General features: G+C 45.0%; 16 protein-coding genes. 12 read left to right on the top strand and 4 right to left on the bottom strand.

What is annotated here, in order from left to right; genetic code table 11:
- Positions 1 to 16 precede the first annotated feature (16 nt).
- Positions 17 to 3,757, top strand: coding sequence for a DNA polymerase III subunit alpha (gene dnaE / locus LR957_RS02035; protein WP_232272699.1), 3,741 nt, complete (start codon positions 17 to 19; stop codon positions 3,755 to 3,757).
- Between the two features lie 476 nt (positions 3,758 to 4,233).
- Here dnaE and LR957_RS02030 read toward each other — a convergent pair whose 3' ends face one another.
- Positions 4,234 to 4,794, bottom strand: coding sequence for a TrmH family RNA methyltransferase (locus LR957_RS02030; protein WP_232272698.1), 561 nt, complete (start codon positions 4,792 to 4,794; stop codon positions 4,234 to 4,236).
- Between the two features lie 51 nt (positions 4,795 to 4,845).
- On the opposite strand from LR957_RS02030, the gene LR957_RS02025 reads away from it, so the two are divergent.
- Together LR957_RS02025 and LR957_RS02020 are read left to right on the top strand one after the other, a co-directional pair.
- Positions 4,846 to 6,468 (top strand): GspE/PulE family protein, encoded by a 1,623-nt coding sequence (locus LR957_RS02025; RefSeq protein WP_232272697.1) that lies wholly within the window; start codon positions 4,846 to 4,848, stop codon positions 6,466 to 6,468.
- 37 nt (positions 6,469 to 6,505) lie between these two features.
- Positions 6,506 to 8,044, top strand: coding sequence for a hypothetical protein (locus tag LR957_RS02020; RefSeq protein WP_232272696.1), 1,539 nt, complete (start codon positions 6,506 to 6,508; stop codon positions 8,042 to 8,044).
- A gap of 2 nt (positions 8,045 to 8,046) precedes the next feature.
- Here LR957_RS02020 and LR957_RS02015 read toward each other — a convergent pair whose 3' ends face one another.
- Positions 8,047 to 9,180: an NAD(P)-dependent malic enzyme gene (locus LR957_RS02015; protein WP_232272695.1), complete on the bottom strand. Its 1,134-nt coding sequence runs from the start codon at positions 9,178 to 9,180 to the stop codon at positions 8,047 to 8,049.
- A gap of 163 nt (positions 9,181 to 9,343) precedes the next feature.
- Between LR957_RS02015 and rplS the strand changes: the two genes are divergently transcribed.
- From rplS to rnhB, 3 genes are all read left to right on the top strand, one after another.
- Positions 9,344 to 9,865, top strand: a complete 522-nt coding sequence (gene rplS, locus LR957_RS03665) for a 50S ribosomal protein L19 (protein ID WP_445082931.1) — start codon at positions 9,344 to 9,346, stop codon at positions 9,863 to 9,865.
- 67 nt (positions 9,866 to 9,932) lie between these two features.
- Positions 9,933 to 10,430, top strand: a complete 498-nt coding sequence (locus LR957_RS02005) for a hypothetical protein (protein WP_232272694.1) — start codon at positions 9,933 to 9,935, stop codon at positions 10,428 to 10,430.
- Complete coding sequence (gene rnhB, locus LR957_RS02000; protein ID WP_232272693.1) at positions 10,414 to 11,403, top strand: ribonuclease HII; 990 nt, start codon at positions 10,414 to 10,416, stop codon at positions 11,401 to 11,403. Before LR957_RS02005 ends, rnhB begins: the two co-directional genes overlap by 17 nt.
- Positions 11,404 to 11,518: 115 nt before the next feature.
- Here rnhB and LR957_RS01995 read toward each other — a convergent pair whose 3' ends face one another.
- Positions 11,519 to 11,887, bottom strand: coding sequence for a hypothetical protein (locus LR957_RS01995; RefSeq protein ID WP_232272692.1), 369 nt, complete (start codon positions 11,885 to 11,887; stop codon positions 11,519 to 11,521).
- A 258-nt stretch (positions 11,888 to 12,145) separates the two neighbouring features.
- Positions 12,146 to 14,659 carry a M1 family metallopeptidase gene (locus LR957_RS01990; protein WP_232272691.1) on the bottom strand — a complete coding sequence of 838 codons (2,514 nt, stop codon included), beginning with the start codon at positions 14,657 to 14,659 and terminating at the stop codon, positions 12,146 to 12,148.
- Positions 14,660 to 14,679: 20 nt separating this feature from the next.
- On the opposite strand from LR957_RS01990, the gene LR957_RS01985 reads away from it, so the two are divergent.
- From LR957_RS01985 to radA, 6 genes are all read left to right on the top strand, one after another.
- On the top strand, positions 14,680 to 15,372 hold the full coding sequence (locus LR957_RS01985; protein ID WP_232272690.1) for an HNH endonuclease family protein: 693 nt from the start codon (positions 14,680 to 14,682) through the stop codon (positions 15,370 to 15,372).
- Positions 15,373 to 15,403: 31 nt separating this feature from the next.
- Positions 15,404 to 15,856 (top strand): GNAT family N-acetyltransferase, encoded by a 453-nt coding sequence (locus LR957_RS01980; protein ID WP_232272689.1) that lies wholly within the window; start codon positions 15,404 to 15,406, stop codon positions 15,854 to 15,856.
- Positions 15,857 to 15,972: 116 nt separating this feature from the next.
- On the top strand, positions 15,973 to 17,094 hold the full coding sequence (gene nusA, locus LR957_RS01975) for a transcription termination factor NusA (protein ID WP_232272688.1): 1,122 nt from the start codon (positions 15,973 to 15,975) through the stop codon (positions 17,092 to 17,094).
- Positions 17,095 to 17,134: 40 nt separating this feature from the next.
- Positions 17,135 to 19,591 carry an ATP-dependent Clp protease ATP-binding subunit gene (locus LR957_RS01970; RefSeq protein ID WP_232272687.1) on the top strand — a complete coding sequence of 819 codons (2,457 nt, stop codon included), beginning with the start codon at positions 17,135 to 17,137 and terminating at the stop codon, positions 19,589 to 19,591.
- Positions 19,575 to 20,555, top strand: a complete 981-nt coding sequence (locus tag LR957_RS01965; RefSeq protein WP_232272686.1) for a GumC domain-containing protein — start codon at positions 19,575 to 19,577, stop codon at positions 20,553 to 20,555. The genes LR957_RS01970 and LR957_RS01965 overlap by 17 nt, the downstream gene beginning before the upstream one ends.
- A complete protein-coding gene (gene radA / locus LR957_RS01960; RefSeq protein WP_232272685.1) occupies positions 20,555 to 21,904 on the top strand; it encodes a DNA repair protein RadA in 1,350 nt (449 codons plus the stop codon). Before LR957_RS01965 ends, radA begins: the two co-directional genes overlap by 1 nt.
- The last annotated feature ends 7 nt before the right edge of the window (positions 21,905 to 21,911 follow it).

Raw genomic sequence — 21,911 nt, 5'->3', positions numbered from 1 at the left:
GCTATAATTGTTATTAATGACTGAGGGGACAAGCGAACAATCATCGTCGGCGGCTTTGAAACCGTCGGATTTCGTGCATCTTCATAATCACACTTTTCATTCGGTGCTGGACGGATTGACTAAGATTAATGACTTGGTCGATAAGGTTAAGGAACTCGGAATGGAGGCTGCGGCCGTAACTGATCACGGCACGATGAGTGGTATTTTGGACTATTACAAGACCGCCAAAAAAGCGGGAATTAAGCCGATTATCGGAATTGAAACTTATGTGGCAACTCGTTCACGATTTGATCGCGATCCAGGCAAAGATAAGCAGCGTTTTCACTTGACTGTGCTGGCGATGAATAACACGGGTTTTCACAACCTGATGAAGTTGTCGACGCGTGCCAATCTGGAGGGAATGTATTATAAGCCACGAATTGATCATGAACTTTTGGAGGAGTTGAATGAAGGCCTTATCGTTCTGAGTGGTTGCGCGAGCGGTGAAATTGGCGTGGCACTGAAAGAAGATGATTATGATCGCGCTCGTGATATTGCCAAATGGTATAAGTCGATTTTGGGGGATCGTTATTATTTGGAGCTACAGGACCATGGTCACCCGAAGTCGAACACGCACTGGGATGTGCAGGCGAAGATCAACGAGGGTTTGATTAAGCTTTCAAAAGAGCTTGATATTGAAATGGTGGTGACTTGTGATGGTCACTATTTGACGCACGAATATCAAGACGCGCACGAGATTCTGCTTTGTGTTGGGACGGGATCGTATCTCAGTGATGAAAAGCGAATGAGCTTGAAGGATTTTGAGCTTCACTTGACGGATCCGCGCGATATTATTGATCACTGGGGCGAGGAATTTCCTGAAGTTATTCGCAACACGAAAAAAATAGCTGATCGCTGTGACGTTGAGATTGAGCTTGGGCGAATTCTTATTCCAAAATATCCATTGCCAGACGGCGAGAATGAACATTCATACCTGCTTAAATTGACATATCAAGGTTTATTGCAGCGTTACAATGGAGCTTCGAAGGAGGAGGCTGAAAAGTTGGATCCTGACGAAATTATCCCTCAGTTATCCGAGGAGGTTCGTGAGCGCGCTAAGATGGAGCTTGGTGTGATGGGTAATATGGGCTATGAGGGATACTTCTTGATTGTCCAGGACTTTATCAACTGGGGAAAATCGCAGGGAATTGTTTTTGGGCCTGGGCGCGGTAGTGCGGCTGGCTCGATTATTGCGTATGCACTGAATATTACAGATCTTGACCCTCTAAAATATGGTTTGCTGTTTGAGCGATTTCTTAATCCTGATCGTATTTCTATGCCCGACATTGACGTCGATATTCAGGATACACGTCGCGACGAGGTGATTGAATATTGTGCAAAAAAATATGGCGAAGATCATGTCAGTAATATCGCAACGTTTGGTAAGATGTTTGGTCGTATGGCGGTGCGTGACGTGGCTAGGGTTTTGGAGGTTCCGTACGCCGAGAGCGACCGCTTGGCGAAGTTGGTTCCGCCGCCAAACCAAGGGCGACATATTCCGTTATCTGTGAGTATTAAAGAAGATGCAGATCTTCGGAATGAGTATGAGAATAATCCGACCGCGAAGGAAGTTTTGGATTATGCAATTCAGTTGGAGGGGACGATTCGTAGCCACGGCGTTCATGCTTGTGGTGTGGTGATCGCGCCAGATACGCTGGTCAATTATATTCCGCTTGAAATGGCGCAAAAGGGTGTGGTGGCAACTCAGTTCCCGATGGGCGAGGTTGAAGAGTTGGGCCTATTGAAGATGGACTTTTTGGGACTTTCGAACCTTACGATTATTAATAACGCCATGAGGATTATCCGAAAAGCTTACAAGAAAGAAATTAACCTTTCGGAGTTGCCGCTTGATGATAAAAAGACCTATGAGCTGTTTCAGCGTGGCGACACGACTGGCGTATTCCAGTTGGAATCGGCGGGAATGAAGCGATATTTGCGCGGACTAAAGCCGACTACGTTTGAAGATATTATTGCTATGGTGGCTCTTTATCGTCCGGGTCCGATGCAGTTTATTGACAGTTTTATTAGACGTAAACACGGCGAAGAAGAGATAACTTACTTGCATCCCGGAATGAAAAACTCGCTGAAAAATACCTACGGAATTTTGGTCTATCAGGAGCAGTTTATGCAGATTTCTAAGGAATGGTGCGGATTTACTGGTGGTCAGGCTGACACATTGCGTAAGGCCGTTGGTAAGAAAAAAATTGACTTGATGAAAAAGGTCAAGCCTGAATTCGTCGAAGGTGCGGTTAAAGTTGGTGGTGCAACTAAGGAAATTGCGGAAACGTTCTGGACTCAGCTGGAAGAATTCGCTAACTATTGTTTCAATAAGTCGCATGCCGCTTGTTATGGTTTGATTGCCTATTGGACGGCTTATTTGAAGGCACATTATCCTGACGCGTTTATGGCGGCGCTTATGACCAGCGACCATGATGACACTGATCGTCTGGCAATTGAAATCACTGAGTGTAAGCACATGGGAATTAGTGTGCTGAGTCCTGATATAAATGAATCATTCGTTGAATTTGCTGTGGTGCCGAATGAGAATAAAATTCGTTTCGGAATGTCGGCGGTGAAGGGTGTTGGTGTTGGTGCGGTCGAGGAAGTTCTGCGGGCGCGTGAAGATGGTCCGTTTACGTCGGTTGAGGATTTTGCTAGGCGCGTTTCAACCAGCAAGTTCAACAGAAAAGCCTGGGAGTCGCTTATTAAGTCTGGTGCGTTTGATGATATGGGCGATCGATCTGATTTGCTATTCAATCTGGATTCTATTACGTCATTTGCGTCCAAGCTCCAAAAAGAAGCCGCCAGTGGGCAGACAAACTTATTCGGAATGTTGGGTGGCGATGACGCAGCGAGCGTACAATCGACTCTTCATCTCCAGAAGGCTCCTGTGAAACACGACGATAAAGAGCGCTTAATGTGGGAGCGGGAACTGCTGGGGCTGTATATTTCGGCGCATCCGCTTGATAGATATGAAACATATTTGAGCGAGCAAACTCAACCATTGACGCAATTAGTTCCTGAGTACGATAGTCGAATGATGACGGTCGGAGGAATTATTAGCACCGTTCGTACAATTGTCACAAAAAGCGGTTCGAAGATGGCGTTCGTAGGAATTGAGGATAAATTCGGCGAGGGCGAAATAATTGTCTTTCCGAATCTGTATGAAAAAGTTGGCGCTAAGCTGGTTCAGGACGCAGTAATTCGAGTTTCTGGTAAGAATTCAGCTCGAGATCGTGACGGAAATCTGGGTAATGAAAGTAAACTAATTGCCGATGACATTATTGTGATTACGGATAACGATATCAATGGCTATGAGTCGACTGGCCGTAAAATGGATGCGCCAAAAATTAGCTCTGCCGTTAAAAAAGAGCGCCGTGAAGCTTATCGTAATCAGAAAAATGGAATTTCTCCGAAGTCTGCCGTAAAGAATGATGCCGCCAAACCACAGCCAAAAACTCATTCGGCGCCTGTTAATGTTGCGCCAGAAATTCCCGCTTCAAAGTTATTTGTGTATATTAAAGACCCGAATGATCATTCGCGTTTGGTGAAAATGAAGTCTGTTTGCGGCGAGAATGCTGGCACGACTGATGTGGTTTTGGTGCTGGGCGAGAAAGAAAAATCAGCCATGCGCCTGCCGTTTAAGGTGGATGCCAATGACAATTTATTAAGCCAATTAAAAAACACTCTGGGTGAAGAGTGTGTAGTTCTAAAGTGATAGTTAGCCCGCTGACAGAGCCTCAGCCGGAGCTGGTTGCTCTGGCGGGCTAACTAATCATCTGTCAGCGGGACTTGCCCCGCAGTAACTTACTGCGTCCGTTTACACGCGCTAACGCGCATGCAATGAACAGTGTGGTAGCAGCTGTAAAAACTGCGGCTGACACTTCCCAAGGCAATACTGGAAGGAAAATCACTGCGTAAGCTGTGATTTCTACCACCAATATTATTGCCGCCATCGCAGCCAGGATCGATGATACGACTCCCGACATCTTGTCGTGGGAGTACAGTGACCATGTGGCCAGGTATATGATCGCTGCGGTCGTGATAACCATGGCGAGATCCATCATTTGTACTACCTTCCATGCAGGGACTACCTTCTCTGGGGGATTCCAGAGAAAGCTCATATAAATATAACACATATGTTTAATAAAGTCAATAAGCAGACTTGAGGGATTTATTCATTCGTTGTTGAGATTATTTCATTCTCGGAAAAATCAGTCCGAACAGCGCAATTCCTGTTGCGACCGATACGTTGAATGATTCTTTTTGGCCAAACATCGGGATTTCTACAGTGAAATCGCAGTTATCCAAAAGTTCTGGCGTGATTCCGTGGACTTCTTCTCCAAGTAACAGCGCAAATTTTTCAGGCGGCTGAAATTCTGATAGCATCACGCTGTCTTTTGATTGTTCTAGCGCAACAATTGGCAAGTTTTCTGTTTGTTTATTTTTCTCAATCCAGTCATTGATATCTTCGTAAAACTCAAATGGCACCAAACTTTCCGCACCCAAAGCAGTTTTATGAATTTGGCTAGTAATTTTTTCGCGAATATGCGGCAGGCGAGGATCTTTAGATCGAATTTCTCCATCAATAAGCGCACAAACAGGTGCCTTGCTGCATAAACTCAATTCTGGATACGGCGTGTAACCACTAAGAATAATCTTTTTTATACCAAATCCTTCGGCTGTGCGAAAAATTGCCCCAACATTATGCGTCGAGCGAATATTATGAACTAACAGAGTAATTTCTGGATTCATATTACTATTATATCACTCGTCAAACCGTAAGCTTTTTGGTATAATTTTCATATGGACGAAGATAAAATTCAGGCGCGACGCCGTGAGCAAGATGAGGAAGCTACTCGTCGTCGAGCGTCAATTTTAGGACTTCAATATCTTGATGGGCGGGAATTTGAAGAGACTTTACCTTTGCTTAAGGGTGTTTTAACGATAGAAGAGATGTATAAGGGTCGGCTGGTTCCGCTGGCTTTTAATGAGGAAGACCAGTCTTATAGATTTGGTGTTACGTCGCAAACTTCTGAATCGTTGATGAAGCAAATGCAAAGCCAGTACACTGAGAATGGCAAGCGAATCTTCTTCTTCTTAATTTCTGGTTCGGCGTTTCGGTCAATTATGCTTAGGTTTGATCCGCCAAAAAAAGTGATTTATGATAACATCGAAATTGCTAAGGAGGGTGATAGCGATACTCTGGCGCAGGTTACGCAGACTTTAGCTTCCGTAGGCACGAATGACGTGTTTAATTATTTGATTGACCAAGCGGATTTGTTGGGCGCGTCAGACATTCACATTGAAAATCAGCGTGAATCGATTCGAATTCGTATGCGTGTTGACGGAGCTTTGCATACGGTGGCGGAGCTTAGCAGAGACAGATATCGAGTTATTATGGCGACTTTGGCGTCGCGTGCGAATATTTCTACTGCTTCAAGAGAGCCTCAATCTGGGCATATGCAGCAGGAAATTCATAGAGATGGCGCATCGCACGTGCTGAATTTGCGTGTGGAAGCCGTGATGACGGTGTATGGCTTGGATCTGGTACTTCGATTGTTTAACTTTGATGAGTCAATGTTGAACTTGGATCTCTTGAGCATTTCAAAGAAAGAGCGCGAGCAAATCGATGAAGTTATTTCTCATCCGCGCGGGATGTTGTTGATGGTTGGTCCTACTGGTTCAGGAAAATCCACGACGTTATATAGTATTTTGAACGCTCTTAATACTCAGGATCGAAAGATTATTACATTGGAAGATCCTGTAGAAAATACGATTCCTGGGATTGCTCAGATTCCAATTGATACGACAAATGGACAGAGGTTTGCAGATGGGCTACGTAGTGTTTTGCGTCTTGATCCAGATGTAGTGATGGTTGGTGAGATTCGCGACAATGAAACTGCGAAGACTGCGATTCAGGCGTCAATTACGGGACATCTAGTGTTGTCCAGTTTCCACGCCAATTCGACTGCGGCGGCGTTTAGTCGTATGATCGATATGATTGGGCAAAACCCGATTTTTAGCTCGGCGGTTCGGCTGGTTATTGCACAGCGACTAGTGAGAAGATTGTGGGATGATAGCAAGGAAGAATATGAGCCAGATGAGGCGACCCGTAAGTGGGTGAAGGAGGTCTTGAAGGATTTGCCAGAGAATGTTGATTGCCCAGATTTGGATACGTTTAAGCTTTGGCGTGCAGTGCCGACAGATGACGTGCCGTTCGGCTATAAGGGGCGAATTCCGGTAATGGAGCAGTTGGTTGTAAGCGAGAATATTCAGAAGTTCCTGCGCGGCGATGTTGAGGATGTTCATACGGAAGCGATTGAAAAGGTCGCAAAAGAAGACGGCATGGTGACGTTACTTCAGGCTGGCGTACTGGCGGCTCTTCGTGGCGAAACGACGTTAGAGGAAGTTAACAGAGTAATATAATTGACTTTATGGCCATAAACTGATAAAATATTAGTTTATGAGCGAAAGACAACGGGATGGTTATGTTGTTAAAGGTGAACTATCTCATACAGAAGATCTTAATAAAAACTACATAAGTCAAATTATAGATTATGTAGAGTTTATTATTAAGCATGTACCGTTTCTTGTTGAAGGTGAGGAGTTGCGCGGTGAATGTCAAGAAGCTTACGAGAAGGTTCTTGAGTTATTTCAACAAATTGAGGAGGAGTATAACAATCTTCCAGACTGTATAGAGATAGATTTTGATATAGAGGAAGTCAAAGAATCGTTAAGAAGTATATTTAATGGAACATACGAGAAATTTATAAGGGAAAATCTTAGTGTAGTTTTTCCCGAAAATCTGGCGGAAGTGAATATTCCAGAATTTTGCCAAGCTGAAGAGTATGCGATTCCCGATGTAAGACGATGGCAGCATGCTAATAAAATAATTAGTCCTGAACTTGCAGATAGTGAATATATGGACTTTATCGCAGAGGCAAGGGAGGCTGTGACTAAGAGCCTTACTAAGGATGGGGCTTTTGGTTTACCTGATGATTTTACAATTACTAGACCTGAATACATTCCAGGTAATGATGGCAAGATGAAGTTGAGTAGTTTCTTGGAAGACTTTAAACGTCGGAAACTTAAGGAGGTTGAAGATGAGGAATGTAATGGTATTAATCCTGAGGGTGATTTAAAATTTGCCAACAGTGTTCTTGAGTTTATAAAATCCATAAAATTGCCAAGCGAAGAGGAACTAGCCAAGCAGTATAAAGAAGCGGCAATTAAGGAAAACAGTCCAGTGGTTCGTAGCCTTGCTGAATCTATGGCTAAAGAGCATCTGAGTGGGGTTTTAGACAACGCCCTGAGGGTGCTTTCGGAGAAATTGAATAGCTATGAAGTGGCGCCTGCAATTGTGGGTGAATCTTTGAGGAAAGCCACCAAGAAGAAAAGGTCAAACAAACCGAAGTCGAGAGCTGAAGAAGACTCTCGGCCAGTAGAGATTGGATTGAAGGCGGGAGATGCTGTGATACTTGATAGCGAGACGTTTCCGTGGCTTAAAGAAGATTCTATTGTAGATGTACTGCATGTTGAGCGTGGTGGTGGCGGTACTGTAGCCGCAGTAATTGACGCGCGCACTGAAGAGGCTAAAAAGGTTGAACATAAAATGACTGGATATGAAAATGACAGGAAGAAACGAAGTATTCTGCCCGTTATTAAGGATAAATTAATTATGGCTGCTAAATATGTAGCAACTTCAGAAGATAAGTCTGTCGGTTTGCCAGTTGGCTTAAATAACAGATTAAAAGAGCTTTATCCGTTTATAATTTACGCCTGGAAAGACCAAACGCATAACGCCAAGAGGGTTTATGTGTCAAAAATCAGCGTTGAAGATATGCCCGATGAAAGTGATACTAAAAAATCTCTTCAGGAAGCTGGAGTGACTGAAGTAGTTTTATTCTTAGGAGCTTGCGACAAACAAAATCAGGAATCGTTAGTATCTCTGTTTATAAATGGAAACTCTCGTGATGCGGCTAAGTACGGTGCTGGTGCTTAGGCTTATCTAATGACATTCGCAATAGCTTCAACAACACCCTCATCAAATGCGGTTGGGACGACTTTATCGACGGTTGGATTTTCGACCAAGTTAGCTAGTGCTTCGGCAGCCGCTAATTTGTGCTGATCGGTGATTTTCTTAACTCCGTGATCTAATGCGCCGCGGAAAATTCCAGGGAAGGCCAGAGAGTTGTTGACCTGGTTTGGAAAGTCGCTGCGACCCGTGCTAATGATTGCGACGCCGGCTTCTTTGGCGACGTCTGGCATAATTTCTGGAACAGGATTTGCTAGTGCAAATACGATTGGATCTTTCGCCATTTTTTGGACTAATTCTGGAGTGAGAAGTCCTGCGCGCGATACGCCGATGAATACGTCTGCGTCGGTGATGGCGTCTTCAATTGAGCCAGATTGCGATGCATCAACATATTCCAATAGTGCGGTTTTTTCAGCGTTCAAGTCTGTGCGTGATTTTCCGACAATTCCTCGACTATCCACCGCTACGATGTTTTTTGCTCCGTAAAGATTTAACAATTTGATGATTGCCGTACCAGCTGCGCCTGCGCCAATGACCACGAATTTGCAATCTGCCAGGTTTCGTCCTGTCAATTTAGCGGCGTTAATTAAGCCCGCTAATACAACGACAGCCGTGCCGTGTTGATCGTCATGGAAGACTGGAATATCTAATTCCGCCTTCAATCGCTCTTCAATCTCAAAGCATTTTGGTGCGGCAATATCCTCAAGGTTGATGGCGCCGAAACTTGGCGCAATGGCTTTAACGGTGGCAATAATTTCTTCTGGTTCGTGAACGTCTAACACAATTGGCATGGCGTCGACATCGGCAAAATGCTTAAATAGCAAAGCTTTTCCTTCCATGACTGGCATGGCGGCTTTTGGTCCCAAATTACCTAAGCCTAAAATTGCTGAGCCGTCTGAGATTACGGCGACTAGATTGTTTGTCCAAGTGTATTTTGGCAAATCTGCTGGATTTTCGGAAATTGCTTGGCTAACTGCGCCGACGCCAGGGCTGTAATAAGCGCTAAGTTTGTCGCGATTAAGCTCTTCTTTATCTCTGAGGCTAGTCGTAATTTTACCTTTGTATTTTTCGTGTAGTTCGAGTGCTAATTTATTGTAATCCATAGCTATATTATACCCCAATTTTATTTAATTGATATTTCTTCAGATTTGTGTTATTATCTTATGTAATTGTACGAGAGTTAAATATTCGAGCCTTGTTTGATGTGGAGCCGCAGAGGTACAACTGCGTGGCCAGTCGGAGCGAGTTCGGAAGATAGGAAAAATTATGAGTTTTGAGTTAATCAACAAAATCAACCAAGCACAAAAAAAGCAAGCAGTTGTCGATGCTCGCAGCGGTGACACAGTTCGCGTTTACCAGAAAATTAAGGAAGGCAACAAAGAGCGTATTCAGATGTTCGAGGGTGTTGTCATCCGCACCGATAATAAAAAATCACACACATCACGCATTACTGTTCGAAAAATTGCTTCAGGCGTTGGCGTTGAAAAGTCATTTTTGATGCACAGTCCACTGATTGAGAAGATTGAGATTGCTCGTCGTGCTAAGGTTCGCCGCAAGTTCTTAAGCTTCCTTCGCCAGCGTAGCGGTAAGTCAGCTCGCTTGACGGCTAAGAATTTCGATCGTGCTGCTGTTAATGATATTCATGACGCTAAGGCAGAAGCGGAAGCTGAACGCTTGAAGGAAGAAGCTGCTCAGGCTGCTGCTGCAAAACAAGCTGAAAAAGATGCCGCTCAGGCAGAGCTTGACGCTAAGGCTGCTGAAGTTGCAGCTCGCCATAAAGACGCGTAATTGTCAATTGGTTAATCATAAAACCGTCTCTTAATCTGGGGCGGTTTTCTCATGTTATAATCTCAATATGGCAATATTTCATTATATATCCGTCCTTGTTCCGACGACTTTGGTTGTGGCGGCTCCTTATGTTTTGAAGAAAAACGGCTTTGATAATGAGAAAAAATATCGCTGGCTACTTTACGTAGCGTGTTTGTTGTTTTTCATATCTTGGTATTTGCCATCGCCGTTAATTGACGGACAGGACACTAGTTTTACGACTCACTTTGTGGGTGGCGGTCTATTTACGGGGCTGTTCTGGGTGTATTTGGTTTCGTCGATGAAATGGCGGGCGCACTGGTTGGTGATGGCGTTTTCAGTATTTGCTTTAGTTTCAGCGTTGGGCTGCATTAACGAACTGGCGGAATTATTTATGGTCAAAGTGGGCTTGGCGAGCATAAAATTGGACGACACGAATTGGGATATTTTGGCGAATACATTAGGCGCGACAACAATTTGGATTGGCTGGATTATTGCGGATTTTATGACGAAAAAGGGAAGATTGTCTGGTGATTCTGGGAATTGATGAAGTCGGGCGCGGCGCGTGGGCTGGACCGTTGGTGATTGGCGCGGTGGTTTTGGGCGGCGCTGAAATTGAAGGGCTTGATGATAGTAAAAAATTGACCAAAAAACGACGTGAATTGCTCGATGAGGAAATTCGCGAGCAAGCGTCGGCTTGGGCATTGGGCTGGGTTTCTGCTGAGGAACTGGATGAAATAGGGATGAGCGAGGCGCTTAAGCTGGCAACGCGGCGTGCAGTCAAAGAAATCCAAGCGAAATGTCAGAAAAATGGCTCGACGTTTGATGAAATTATTATCGATGGGACGGTCAATTTTTTGGCGGGTACACCGCTAGAAAAGTATGTAACAATTATAGCGAAAGCCGACGGTCTGATTCCGAGCGTTTCGGCGGCGTCGATTATTGCTAAAGTGGCTCGCGATAAATTCATGGCGAAGCAGGATAATGTTTATCCAGGATATGATTTTTCTTCGCACGTTGGCTATGGCGTGGCGAAGCATCGAGCGGCTATTGATAATCTGGGCGTAACTCCGCTACATCGGCTGAGTTTTGCGCCGTTGGCTAAATACGCTAATACTGGGGCGAATTCGCAAAATGCGTCTGACGATAGAAAATCTAAAAACCAGCAAAAAGACACGACGCGTCAAATTGGTGATAAAGGTGAGCAAGCGGCGGCGGATTGGTTGGTAGGCGATGGTCATGAAATTATAGAACGGAATTGGCGGACGCGGTATTGCGAAATTGATATTGTTAGCAAAAAAGATAATGTTTTATATTTTACAGAGGTCAAATATCGTAAAAATGACGATTTCGGCGATGGCTTGGCGGCGATTACAAATAAAAAACAGCAGCAAATGCGTTTTTCTGCAGAGATGTTCACTGCCAAAAATACGCAGTATGAAGGCTGTGATATGCAAATGCTGGCAATTTCTGTTGATGGAAATCCGCCCGTAGCTAAAGAGTGTGTGGTGTTGGAATAAATTGTTCGCTTTCGTCGTTTCCGACTCATCAGCATAGACACACATCTATGGAGCGAACTGACAAGTGAGAGAGCTGCGAATCTCTACGGACTCGCCATGTTCGCTTGATCGTAGTCTACTTCCAGGAGAAGTAAACGGCAATATGTCCGTCCATGGAGGCTCTCCAAGGTGCGGGTTCGCGTCCTCCTCTGAGGACTACATTTTCGGTGCTATCCTCGAGGGACTTGAGGGCGGCGAGGAGTGTGTTGTGACACTCCTCGCTCATTGCGACAGCTTGCGTTGACAAGGGGTCGTCAACTTGCACATAAGTAATCTTGTCGCCCGTACGAAGGTACTGGTCGACGACTGCTTCCTTGACACGCTCGCACACCTCCTTGATATGATTATCGTCGAGGAATGCGGCGATCTCGTGAGCGTCTGTCTCCCCCTTGCCGTGTTGTTCCCTGAAGAGGGCTTTAACTTCATCCGTAATAAAAGTCGGCATGTCAGTACTCTCTCCTCATCCGAGCGGACGCTCGTGTTAAAAAACACTGATCGACGCCCGGATGGCGAACGACCGAAGATGAGGTTTCGGGATACTTCTTAAAATATCGCAAAATCTCACCTCCGGTTTATAAACTCTCTCAACTTGTCAAGGTGCGCTTTCGGACAAAACATTTGTTCCATCAACAAAAGCTAATATATTTATATCACTAATAGGATAAAATGTCAATAGATTTTGTCAAAAATGTGGCATAATATATCACAGTGTTGTTTGCAAAGCAGAGAGCACATCCGCCTTATCTTGCTCAATCAACTCAGTGCGTGCTTTAATTTCTGTAATCCCCAACTTAATCGTTCTGGTTAGGGCTGGAATATTTTCCATCGGCTCAAAGAATTGTCGAAAGTCGTCAAGTTCGTCGGTTGTCAATAGGGCTGTGGCAGCATAGCGAATAAAATCGTCATAGCTTTTGTCATCACCAAATTTCTCTTCGACCCATGCCCAGTTTTCTTTTAGCCAATTCCAAGCAATCTGGCGGCTTTCTCTGGTCCGAATCAAATACACGAACCAACGGCTGGCGTCTTGCGGGCGGATAATATTGGAATCTTTAATATTGGCAAGAATTTTTTCTGCTGTTTCAGGGTTTTTGGTGGAAGTTAGTCCAATTGCAATATCATTCTGCAGGTCATTTGACGGCGTGTTCTTATATGCAGCAAAGAGATTATCAATCATCTCTGTCGTCTCGAAATGTCTCACGTTTGCGCTGATAATTAAAGCTCGAATTTCTGTCGGTAAGTCTTCCAATTTATTACTATCAAAACGCGTTTTTGCCTCGTTCAAAACTTCTTTATCTTCGCTATAAATCATCAAACTCAGAGCCGTGGTGCGTCGTTCGCGGTCGTCGTCCGATTCTCCAGCTTTTTCATCCCAATCTAATTCCTTAAATGTGGCATGCGCAAATTCTCCAGAAATTTTCTTTAATGAATCTCTGGCGGCGTCATTATCGTCTACGAACTTTCGCAGTTCCGTCAAGGCGCCAGCCGCCATACCGAAGACTTTTTCGTTGGTTTCGGTTTTTAGCGACAATGCCAATGGAAGTAGTGACGCCGAGTTTTCAAATCCAGCGCGGGCGAGTATTGTCACGTCCTGTAAGATACAAATCTTATCCAGGGTTGGCAACTCTGTAATGTTCTTCAATAAATATTCGCGAGAGGATTCGTCATATTTGGTGACGAAGTGGGCGCTTAAGCCACAGTTTAATTGTAATGGCTTTTCAATGGAAACGGTGGTTTCTTTTTGATTCAAGATTTTTACATCAAGTGGCTGGTTTGCGAATAATGGAATCGGCCATAATGCGTCAGATGGTTGGTGCTCGCCGATGAAGAATCGTTCCTGACTTAAAATCGCGGTGTCGTGACTATTTGAAACTGATACGACAGGAAGGCCAGGTTGGGAAATCCAAGTGTTCATTAGATTGACAATTGGCTGACCGCTCGCCAACTCTAATTCTTGCCACAGGTCATTTCCGACAGTGTTTTTATACGCGAATTTTTCAAAATATGATTTAAGTCCAGCGCGAAATGCCTCTTCGCCAATAAGCTTCCTGACCATAACAAGCAGTCGTCCGCCCTTAGCATAAACAATCGCCGGGTCAAATAATGTGCTGATTTCGTCTGGATGATTGACGTCGGCTTGAACGGATTGAACGCCATCTAAGCTGTCTCTTCTAAGTGCGGCTGTTACTTCATTCGTGGCAAAATCTTCCCACATGCGCCATTCGGGGTGTAATGCATCAATCGCCACGTACTCCATCATATTGGCAAAGCTTTCATTGAGCCATAAATCATTCCACCAGTTCATGGTAACGAGATTGCCAAACCATTGATGGCTAAGCTCGTGCGCAATTACGGTCGCGATAAATCGCCTGGATGATTCTGGGGTCAATTCTGGGTCCGCAAGTAAACAACTTTCGCGGTAAGTAATCAATCCCCAGTTTTCCATTGCGCCAGACGAAAAGTCGGGAAGGGCGACGTGATCGGATTTTGGCAATGGATATTTGACGCCGAAATATTCGTCATAAAAATCAATTGAGCGAGTGGCGATGTCTAACGCAAAATCTAAGGTATTTTCATTCTGAGCTGGTGTCGCCCAGACGTTGACCTCGACACTAGATTTGGTGCGAGCGGATTTTTTGTGCAATTCACCGATGACAAAAGCCAGAAGATAACTGCTCATTCGCGGTGTTTTCTCAAATGTTGTCGTGAGAGAATCATCATTTTCTTCTTCGCTTTTTACGGGCATATTTCCCAAAACTGTTATCCCTGGGCGAGTTATTAACGTCAAATCGTATTCAGCTTTGGCGGCTGGTTCGTCAACGCAAGGGAAAACTTCGCGGGCGTGATGCGATTCAAATTGAGTAGCGAAAAGTTGTTTTTTAATGCCGTCGTGAGTGAAATAACAAGGATACAAGCCGTGCATTGCGTCGGTAATATTTCCGGAAAAAATGATGTGAATTGTGTGATTTCCGTTTTTAAGGTTCGGCTGAGATAATCTCAATTCGTCAAACTCACCAAATGAGACGCCGGCGGGCTGATCGTCGATTGTGGCTGATTGAATTGTTAAGCCTTTGGAATGTAGCAAAATTGATTCGCTGGTGGAATTGCCAGAAATGATAACTGTGCCAGAAAATTCTTTTTCCTCGGCGCGTGTTAAATCGAGAGTTAGGTTGTAATAATTTGGTGTGAATGTGTCAAGTAGGCGTGGAACTTTAGTCATAGTTTAATTATAATACAGTCATGAGGGTGAATAAAATACGACGTCGGCAAGTGGTGATTGCACTGGTAATTTTGGTGGCTGGTGTGGCGGTTTGGGCTTCGCGAATTTCACAACCCGAACCTCAGACAATTCAAACTTCAACACAACGAGAATTATTTGGCAATTCGAATGCCAAAGCGGAATTGGAAAAGATAGAAGTTAAAGGGCGTGCGCCAAAGACTGGCTATTCCAGAAAGCAATTCGGCAACGGCTGGGGCAAAATTAACGGCTGCTCTGTGCGGGAAGTGATTCTGGCGCGAGATTTGATAGATGAGAAAATTGATGAAAAATGTCGAGTTTTGTCGGGTGTATTGAATGATCCGTACACTGGTCAAACAATCCAATTTCAGCGCGGCGAAAAAACCAGTTCTAAGGTTCAGATTGATCACGTCGTGGCTTTGAGCGATGCTTGGCAAAAGGGCGCACAACAAATATCTCCAGAAGAACGAGAGAAGTTGGCGAATGATCCGTTAAATCTGTTGGCGGTTGATGGTCCAGCGAACCAAGCCAAAGGTGACGGCGACGCGGCGACTTGGCTGCCGAGCAATAAGCCGTTTCGTTGTCAGTATGTAGCGCGCCAGATAGCAATAAAGCGACGATATCGCTTGTGGGTAACGGAAGCTGAAAAAAGCGCGATGTCAGGCATTCTGGAAAAGTGTACTGAAGTAAATTGACAAAATACATTTCACATGTTAAAGTTTCAGTATGAGTCCTGAGGTGAGGCTTACTAAATTATCGGTAGATGACGACGAGGTTTTGAATCGGGCAGTTCCTGCTTATGTAGAATATACCTCAGGCTGCGACTCTATGACCGATGCGAAGGGGGCTTTAATAGGTTACATAGAGGGTATGAATAATTATTACTGTAGTGATGTTTTTGTTGTCGATACTTCTGATGAGTTGTCATTTGGACTTGTGACTGCCTGTCTCGATGGATATAAGATTACGATAGAAGATCTTTTTGTTAGTAAAGTTGCACGTAATCGAGGAATTGGGCGAGCGGCTATTGCGGCTTTAGCTGGAGAATATCCGGATGCGCGTGTTATCGAATTGTATTCCTTGAAATCTGCTGAAGGATTTTACCAGAGAATTGGATTTGACCAAATATCGCCATCCACTAAGAAATGTTTATCTCTTTGGCGAAAAGAATTGGATTGACAGAATAGAATCTTTCCGATACAATAGGAAAGTACTAATCCGGCCGGCAGGTCGGAGTTTTTCGTTTATGGAAGTTTGAGACGGAAAAAGATATAATTAATAAGAAGGAGAATGTAATGGAAGACTTGAATATTAAGCAGTTGACGTTGGCAGTGCGTACGATTGCTGAGGAAAAAAACTTGCCAGAAGAAACAGTTTTGAGCGTGATTGAACAGGCGATTGCGGCGGCTTGGCGCCGTGATAATGGTACGCGAGATCAGTTGGTTCGTGCAAGCTTGAATGTCAATAACGGTACGGCCGTCGTGTCGGTTGTTAAAACTGTTGTTGAAGAAGTTGAGAATGACGCCAATCAAATCGACCTAGAGGAAGCTAAGGAGATAGATCCTGCGGCTGAACTTGGCGGTGAAGTTGTGATGGAAACTCATAACGTGACGACTTTTGGTCGAGTTGCGGCTCAGACTGCTAAGCAAGTGATTTTGCAGCGTTTGCGCGAGGCCGAGCGTGAAGTTGTTCTGGCGGAATTTGAGGATAAAATCGGTACGGTTGTTATTGGTACGGTTCAGCGAGTTGAGTCACGTGTTGTGCGAATTGAGCTGGGCAAGGCTGTCGGAATTATGCCTCAGAGCGAGCAAATTCCTGGCGAATATTACGGCGTTGGTCGTCGAATTAAGGTTTATATTAAGGACATTGAGCGCGAAGGTCGCGGTCCGCAATTGATTCTTAGCCGCGGCAATGAAGAATTTGTGCGATTCCTGTTCAATCAAGAAGTTCCAGAGATGGAAACTGGTGCGGTTGAGATTAAGGCAATCGCTCGCGAAGCTGGTCGCCGAACTAAATTGGCGGTTTCTTCGGCGCTTCCTGGCGTTGATCCAGTTGGTACGTTTGTTGGTGGCCACGGTGCCCGCGTTCAGGCTGTGATGAATGAAATTGGCGAGCAGGAAAAAATTGACATTATTCCATATGAGGAAGATGCGGCTGGATTTATTGCTAATGCGATGAGCCCGGCAGAGGTTTTGAGTGTGACTGTCGATGAAGATGAAAAGCGTGCGACGGTTTATGTTAGCGAAGATCAGCAATCAATAGCAATTGGTCGCGCTGGACAGAATGTTCGCTTGGCAAGTCGATTGACTGGCTACGAGTTAGACATCGAAGCAAAAACTCCCGTTAAGGCGGAGCCAAAACTTCGAAAGAATATTGAGGATAGCTTGATGAGCGTAGTTGAGGAGGTGGCGGAATAAGCCGCCTTCTGCAAATCGCCGAAAACGAAAGGAGGGCGATATGCCAGAAGATTTTTCTGAATTAGAACCTCGGCTGACGGAAACGGCTCGAGCCAGTTTGGAGCGAGCTGGTTTTCTGGCGCATAATGAGGGAAGTGAATATGTTGGCACGGAGCATATTTTGCTTGGTGTGCTGGCTCAAAATTCGTCATTGGGCGCAAAGATTTTGGCGGAAAATGGCGTAACTTTGGATCGTGCGGAAATGGCGTTGAACCTGACCGCGAAGCCGCTGGTGATTACGATTGTAAGTAAGGGTTTGAGCACTGAAGTTGTTGAATTGATAAGAATTGCCTGGCAATTAGCGGTTGAATTTGGGCAGGAAAAAATTGGCACGGAACATATCGTTTATGGAATGCTGCAGCAGCACGAGGCGCGAGCGACTAAATTGCTGCGGGATATGAACGTTGACATTGACAATCTGCGTGGAAGTTTGGAAGATGTGTTTGATAAACAGCAGTTTGAATCTCTGCAGAGTGAACGCAGTAAGGCAAGTAAAAATTCTGGCGATTTGCGAGTTTTGGAGAAATTCGGTGTCGATTTGACGCGGCGTGCTAGCGAAGGATTTTTGGATCCGGTGATTGGTCGAGCGTTGGAAATTCAGCGAATGATCACGATTTTGGGTCGGCGTAGCAAGAATAATCCAGCGCTAATTGGCGAACCTGGCGTCGGTAAAACTGCGGTCGTTGAGGGTTTGGCACAGAGGATTGCTGATAATAAAGTTCCCGAATTTTTGAAGGGTAAGCGACTTTTTCAACTGGATTTGACGGCGATGATTGCTGGGACGAAATATCGCGGGCAATTTGAGGAGCGATTGCAAAAAGTTTTGGCGGTCGCCAAAAAACATCAAGAAGTTATTTTGTTTATTGACGAGTTGCATCTGTTGGTTGGCGCTGGTTCGGCTGAAGGCTCGATGGACGCAGCGAATGTATTGAAGCCAGCGTTGTCGCGAGGCGAGGTGCGATTAATTGGCGCGACGACGTTTGATGAATATCGAAAACATATCGAAAAAGATGCTGCGTTGTCACGGCGCTTCCAGTCGGTGACAGTCAATGAACCATCATCGGAAGAGGCGGTGGAAATGATGCGAGGTTTGAGAGGAAAATTAGCTAAGCATCATCAAGTTCAAATTCCTGACGAGATGCTGACTGAGGCAGTGGATTTGAGTCAGCGTTACGTGACGGAGCGATTTTTACCAGATAAAGCGATCGACGTGATTGACGAGGCGGCGAGTTTATTGAAGTCTAGCTCGCCAATAAAATTATCGCGTAAGGATAAGTTAGCTCGCCAAATTAAGCGATTGGCTGGGAAAATTGACGCCGCGGTCGAGGCTGAAAATTACGAAAAGGCCGCAGAGTTTAAGATGCAAATGAGGCAATTGGAGTTGCAAGCCGAAGCGCTGAGAGATGAAGCCAGTGATGAGCCGGTGTTGACTGATGAATATTTGCGTCGGGCAGTTTCGGCGATGACGAATATTCCGATTGACAGATTATCGTTAAATCAGATGAAGGATTTGATCCGCCTGGAGAAGCGACTGAGTCAAAGCGTTCTTGGTCAGAATGAAGCGATTGAACAGCTGGCACGCGCGATTCGTCGCAATAAAGCTGGGCTAAATCGTCAGAGTGGGCCGCTTGGGTCATTTATCTTTCTGGGTCCGACTGGAGTTGGTAAGACGGAATTGGCGCGAGTTCTGGCGCGAGAAGTTTTTGGCGGTGATGATAGCTTGATTAAAATTGACATGAGTGAGTTTTCCGAGCGTCACACGGCTAGTCGTCTTGTCGGTGCGCCGGCTGGTTATGTTGGCTATGAGGATGGCGGGAAATTAACGGATAGAGTTCGTCGTCGACCGTATAGTGTGGTATTGTTCGATGAAATTGAAAAGGCACATCCCGACGTTCTGAATCTGCTTTTGCAGATTTTGGAGGACGGCAAGTTAAGTGATTCTCACGGGCGAACGGTGAGTTTTCGGCAGACGATTATTATCTTGACGAGCAACGTCGGCGCCGAGCAAATGATTCAGGATTCGGAGCTGGGATTTGGCGTGTCTGGGCAGAAAAAGTCGGCTAGCGAAAATCGTCACGAGAAAAATTCGCGTGCCGCTCTGCGTGAGCTTGAGGAGTTTTTGCGTCCAGAATTGATTGGTAGATTTGATAACGTGATTACATTTAAGCCGTTGTCTCGCTCGATCGTGCGAAAGATTTTTGACAATCTCACGTCTGATTTGGTCAAGGCCGTCGCTCAACATGGAATGACGCTTGATATTACTTCTTCGGCGAAGCGTTGGTTGATTGATCGGGGATTTGATGAGCAGCGCGGCGTGCGAGTTTTAAGACGAATAATTCAGTCGGAGTTGGCGGATCCGTTGAGTGATGTTTTATTGTCCAATAAGGCAAAACCTGGCGACACGCTGGAGGCTAAAATTGATAATAATAAGGTGGTGATTAATGTCAATCATGCGTAAAATATTCAGCGTCCTCACGCCGATAATTGTACTTTCTGCTGCGGTTTTTGTGATGATGAATCGTCAGCAAATTATTGATGAGATTACGCTGTGGCAATATAAGCCGAGTGCGGAAATTGTCGCTATTGCTGATCGCGTAAAGATGTCAGACACTGGCAGGAAAATGTTCTATGTTTCTAATCCGCAAATTAAATCAGCAAACGAGTTCAATGAAGATTGTCGGCGTGTGGAAAAGGGAAACGCAATTTTGGGTTGTTACAATCCGTCGTCTAGAGATATTTATATTTATAACGTAACTAATTCTGAGCTTGATGGCGTGAAAGAAGTGACGGCAGCGCATGAGATGTTGCACGCTGCCTGGGAAAGGCTGAGTGAGTCGGAAAAATCTCATTTGAGTGAGCTTTTGGAGCGGGCCTATAATAATGTGAAAAATAAGAAATTGTCCGAGCGAATGGAATATTATAATCGCGCACAACCTGGAACGAGAGCTAACGAGCTACACTCGATTTTAGGGACGGAATTTGCCGATTTGGGCAACGAGCTGGAAGGGTATTATCGACGATATTTTACTGATAGATCCGAAGTGGTGAAATTGCACATGCAATATCAAGAAAAATTTGAATCCAGAGAAAATGAAGCGCAGAAGTTGAGTGAATCATTGAAGGTTCGAAAGGAAAAATTAAATAGAGAATTATCACAATATTCAACTGATTTGACGAATTTTAATAATCGCGTGGCGGACTTTAATCGGCGAGCGGGCATGAGTGGTGGATTTTTGTCGCAGAGTGATTTTTATAGTCAACGTCAAGCTCTGAAGGTGGAGCTTTCGAAATTGAACGAAAGGCGTGTCAATTTGAATTCTGAGATCAATTCTTACAATTCTGATGTTTTGCGACTCAGGGAGTTGGGAGTGCAGATTGATGAATTGAATAAAAGTTTGGATAGTTTGGAGGGGGCGAAATAATGGCGAAAGCTAGAAGTCAATTTGTTTGTCAGCAGTGCGGGGCTAGTTTTTCAAAGTGGGCTGGCAGGTGTGAAAATTGTGGGGAATGGAATTCGCTAGTCGAGCAGGTCGTTTCTTCTGGCGGGTCATCTGTTGTTGATAAATCTGCCGGGCGCGGCAAAGCCTTGAAAACGTCTAGCATTCGTGAAGCTGCCTCTGAGTCTGGATTAGAAAGATTAAGTACGGGAATTGACGATTTGGACACTGTTTTGGGTGGTGGATTTTTGGTTGGCGGCGTGGTATTAGTGGCGGGTCAGCCAGGAATTGGGAAAAGTACGCTTTTGGCGCAAGTTGCGGCATATATTGCCAAGGCAAAATCGGTGCTATATGTAAGCGGCGAGGAGTCAGTTTCTCAGGTGAAGCTTCGTGCGGAGCGTTTGGGTGCGGCTGATTCGGAAAAAATGCAGCTAGCGTCCAGTAATAGCGCGGAAGATATTGCAGCGTCAATTCAGCAAGGTGGATATGATCTGGCAATTGTCGATTCGGTTCAGACAATTTCTCTCAGTGAGATTTCCTCGGCTCCTGGGTCTGTCAGTCAAATCACCAACTCGTCAAATGTAATCATTCGTGCCGCCAAAGCTTCGGGTACGGCGGTGATTTTGGTTGGTCACGTCACTAAAGAGGGCTCAATTGCTGGTCCGAAAATATTAGAGCATTTGGTGGACGTTGTGCTGAATTTTGAGGGCGATCGATATGGCGGTTTTCGAGTCGTTCGTACGCAGAAGAATCGATATGGTTCGACTAACGAAGCGGCAATTTTTGAAATGGACGAGCAGGGGCTAAGAATCGTGAAGAATCCGTCGGCGGAACTTCTGTCAGAGCGGCAGAATCTGGATGGATCAATTGTACTGGCGACCATGGAAGGTGCGCGTCCGCTTTTAGTGGAAATTCAGGCGCTAGTTAATCCAACGAATTTTGGCTATCCTAAGCGCACGGCGAGTGGTTTTGATCTGAATCGATTGAATCTATTGGTGGCGGTTTTAGAGAAGAGAACCAAGTTGAAGTTGGCGGACAAAGATATTTATGTCAATGTGGTTGGCGGGCTGAAATTAAATGATCCAGCCGCTGATTTGGCTGTAGCGATGGCGATTGCTAGCGCTAGCGCTGGGCGAAGTCTGGACGAAGGCGCCGTAGTGTTTGGCGAGATTGGTTTGGGTGGTGAGGTTCGCTCGGCAACGAATTGGCAAGCTCGAATTAAAGAGGCGAAGAAACTAGGCTTCACTTATGCGATTGCGCCAAAAGTTCATAAAGATAAATTTATAAAAGGCGTCAGCGATATGCGACAGGCGCTGATTGACTATTTACAATAGAAAGGGA

Source organism: Candidatus Nanosynbacter sp. HMT-352, assembly GCF_021222645.1.
Lineage (GTDB): Bacteria > Patescibacteriota > Saccharimonadia > Saccharimonadales > Saccharimonadaceae > Nanosynbacter.
The sequence above is the reverse complement of the archived record's forward strand: the minus strand, read 5'-3'. Positions and strand labels throughout refer to the sequence as shown.

Excerpts from the sequence above, each read along its gene's own strand:
- dnaE (WP_232272699.1), top strand. The coding sequence starts at position 17 with ATGACTGAGGGGACAAGCGAACAATCATCGTCGGCGGCTTTGAAACCG.
- LR957_RS02030 (WP_232272698.1), bottom strand. The coding sequence starts at position 4,794 with ATGAATCCAGAAATTACTCTGTTAGTTCATAATATTCGCTCGACGCAT.
- LR957_RS02025 (WP_232272697.1), top strand. The coding sequence starts at position 4,846 with ATGGACGAAGATAAAATTCAGGCGCGACGCCGTGAGCAAGATGAGGAA.
- LR957_RS02020 (WP_232272696.1), top strand. The coding sequence starts at position 6,506 with ATGAGCGAAAGACAACGGGATGGTTATGTTGTTAAAGGTGAACTATCT.
- LR957_RS02015 (WP_232272695.1), bottom strand. The coding sequence starts at position 9,180 with ATGGATTACAATAAATTAGCACTCGAACTACACGAAAAATACAAAGGT.
- rplS (WP_445082931.1), top strand. The coding sequence starts at position 9,344 with ATGAGTTTTGAGTTAATCAACAAAATCAACCAAGCACAAAAAAAGCAA.
- LR957_RS02005 (WP_232272694.1), top strand. The coding sequence starts at position 9,933 with ATGGCAATATTTCATTATATATCCGTCCTTGTTCCGACGACTTTGGTT.
- LR957_RS01995 (WP_232272692.1), bottom strand. The coding sequence starts at position 11,887 with ATGCCGACTTTTATTACGGATGAAGTTAAAGCCCTCTTCAGGGAACAA.
- LR957_RS01990 (WP_232272691.1), bottom strand. The coding sequence starts at position 14,659 with ATGACTAAAGTTCCACGCCTACTTGACACATTCACACCAAATTATTAC.
- LR957_RS01985 (WP_232272690.1), top strand. The coding sequence starts at position 14,680 with ATGAGGGTGAATAAAATACGACGTCGGCAAGTGGTGATTGCACTGGTA.
- LR957_RS01980 (WP_232272689.1), top strand. The coding sequence starts at position 15,404 with ATGAGTCCTGAGGTGAGGCTTACTAAATTATCGGTAGATGACGACGAG.
- nusA (WP_232272688.1), top strand. The coding sequence starts at position 15,973 with ATGGAAGACTTGAATATTAAGCAGTTGACGTTGGCAGTGCGTACGATT.
- LR957_RS01970 (WP_232272687.1), top strand. The coding sequence starts at position 17,135 with ATGCCAGAAGATTTTTCTGAATTAGAACCTCGGCTGACGGAAACGGCT.
- LR957_RS01965 (WP_232272686.1), top strand. The coding sequence starts at position 19,575 with ATGTCAATCATGCGTAAAATATTCAGCGTCCTCACGCCGATAATTGTA.
- radA (WP_232272685.1), top strand. The coding sequence starts at position 20,555 with ATGGCGAAAGCTAGAAGTCAATTTGTTTGTCAGCAGTGCGGGGCTAGT.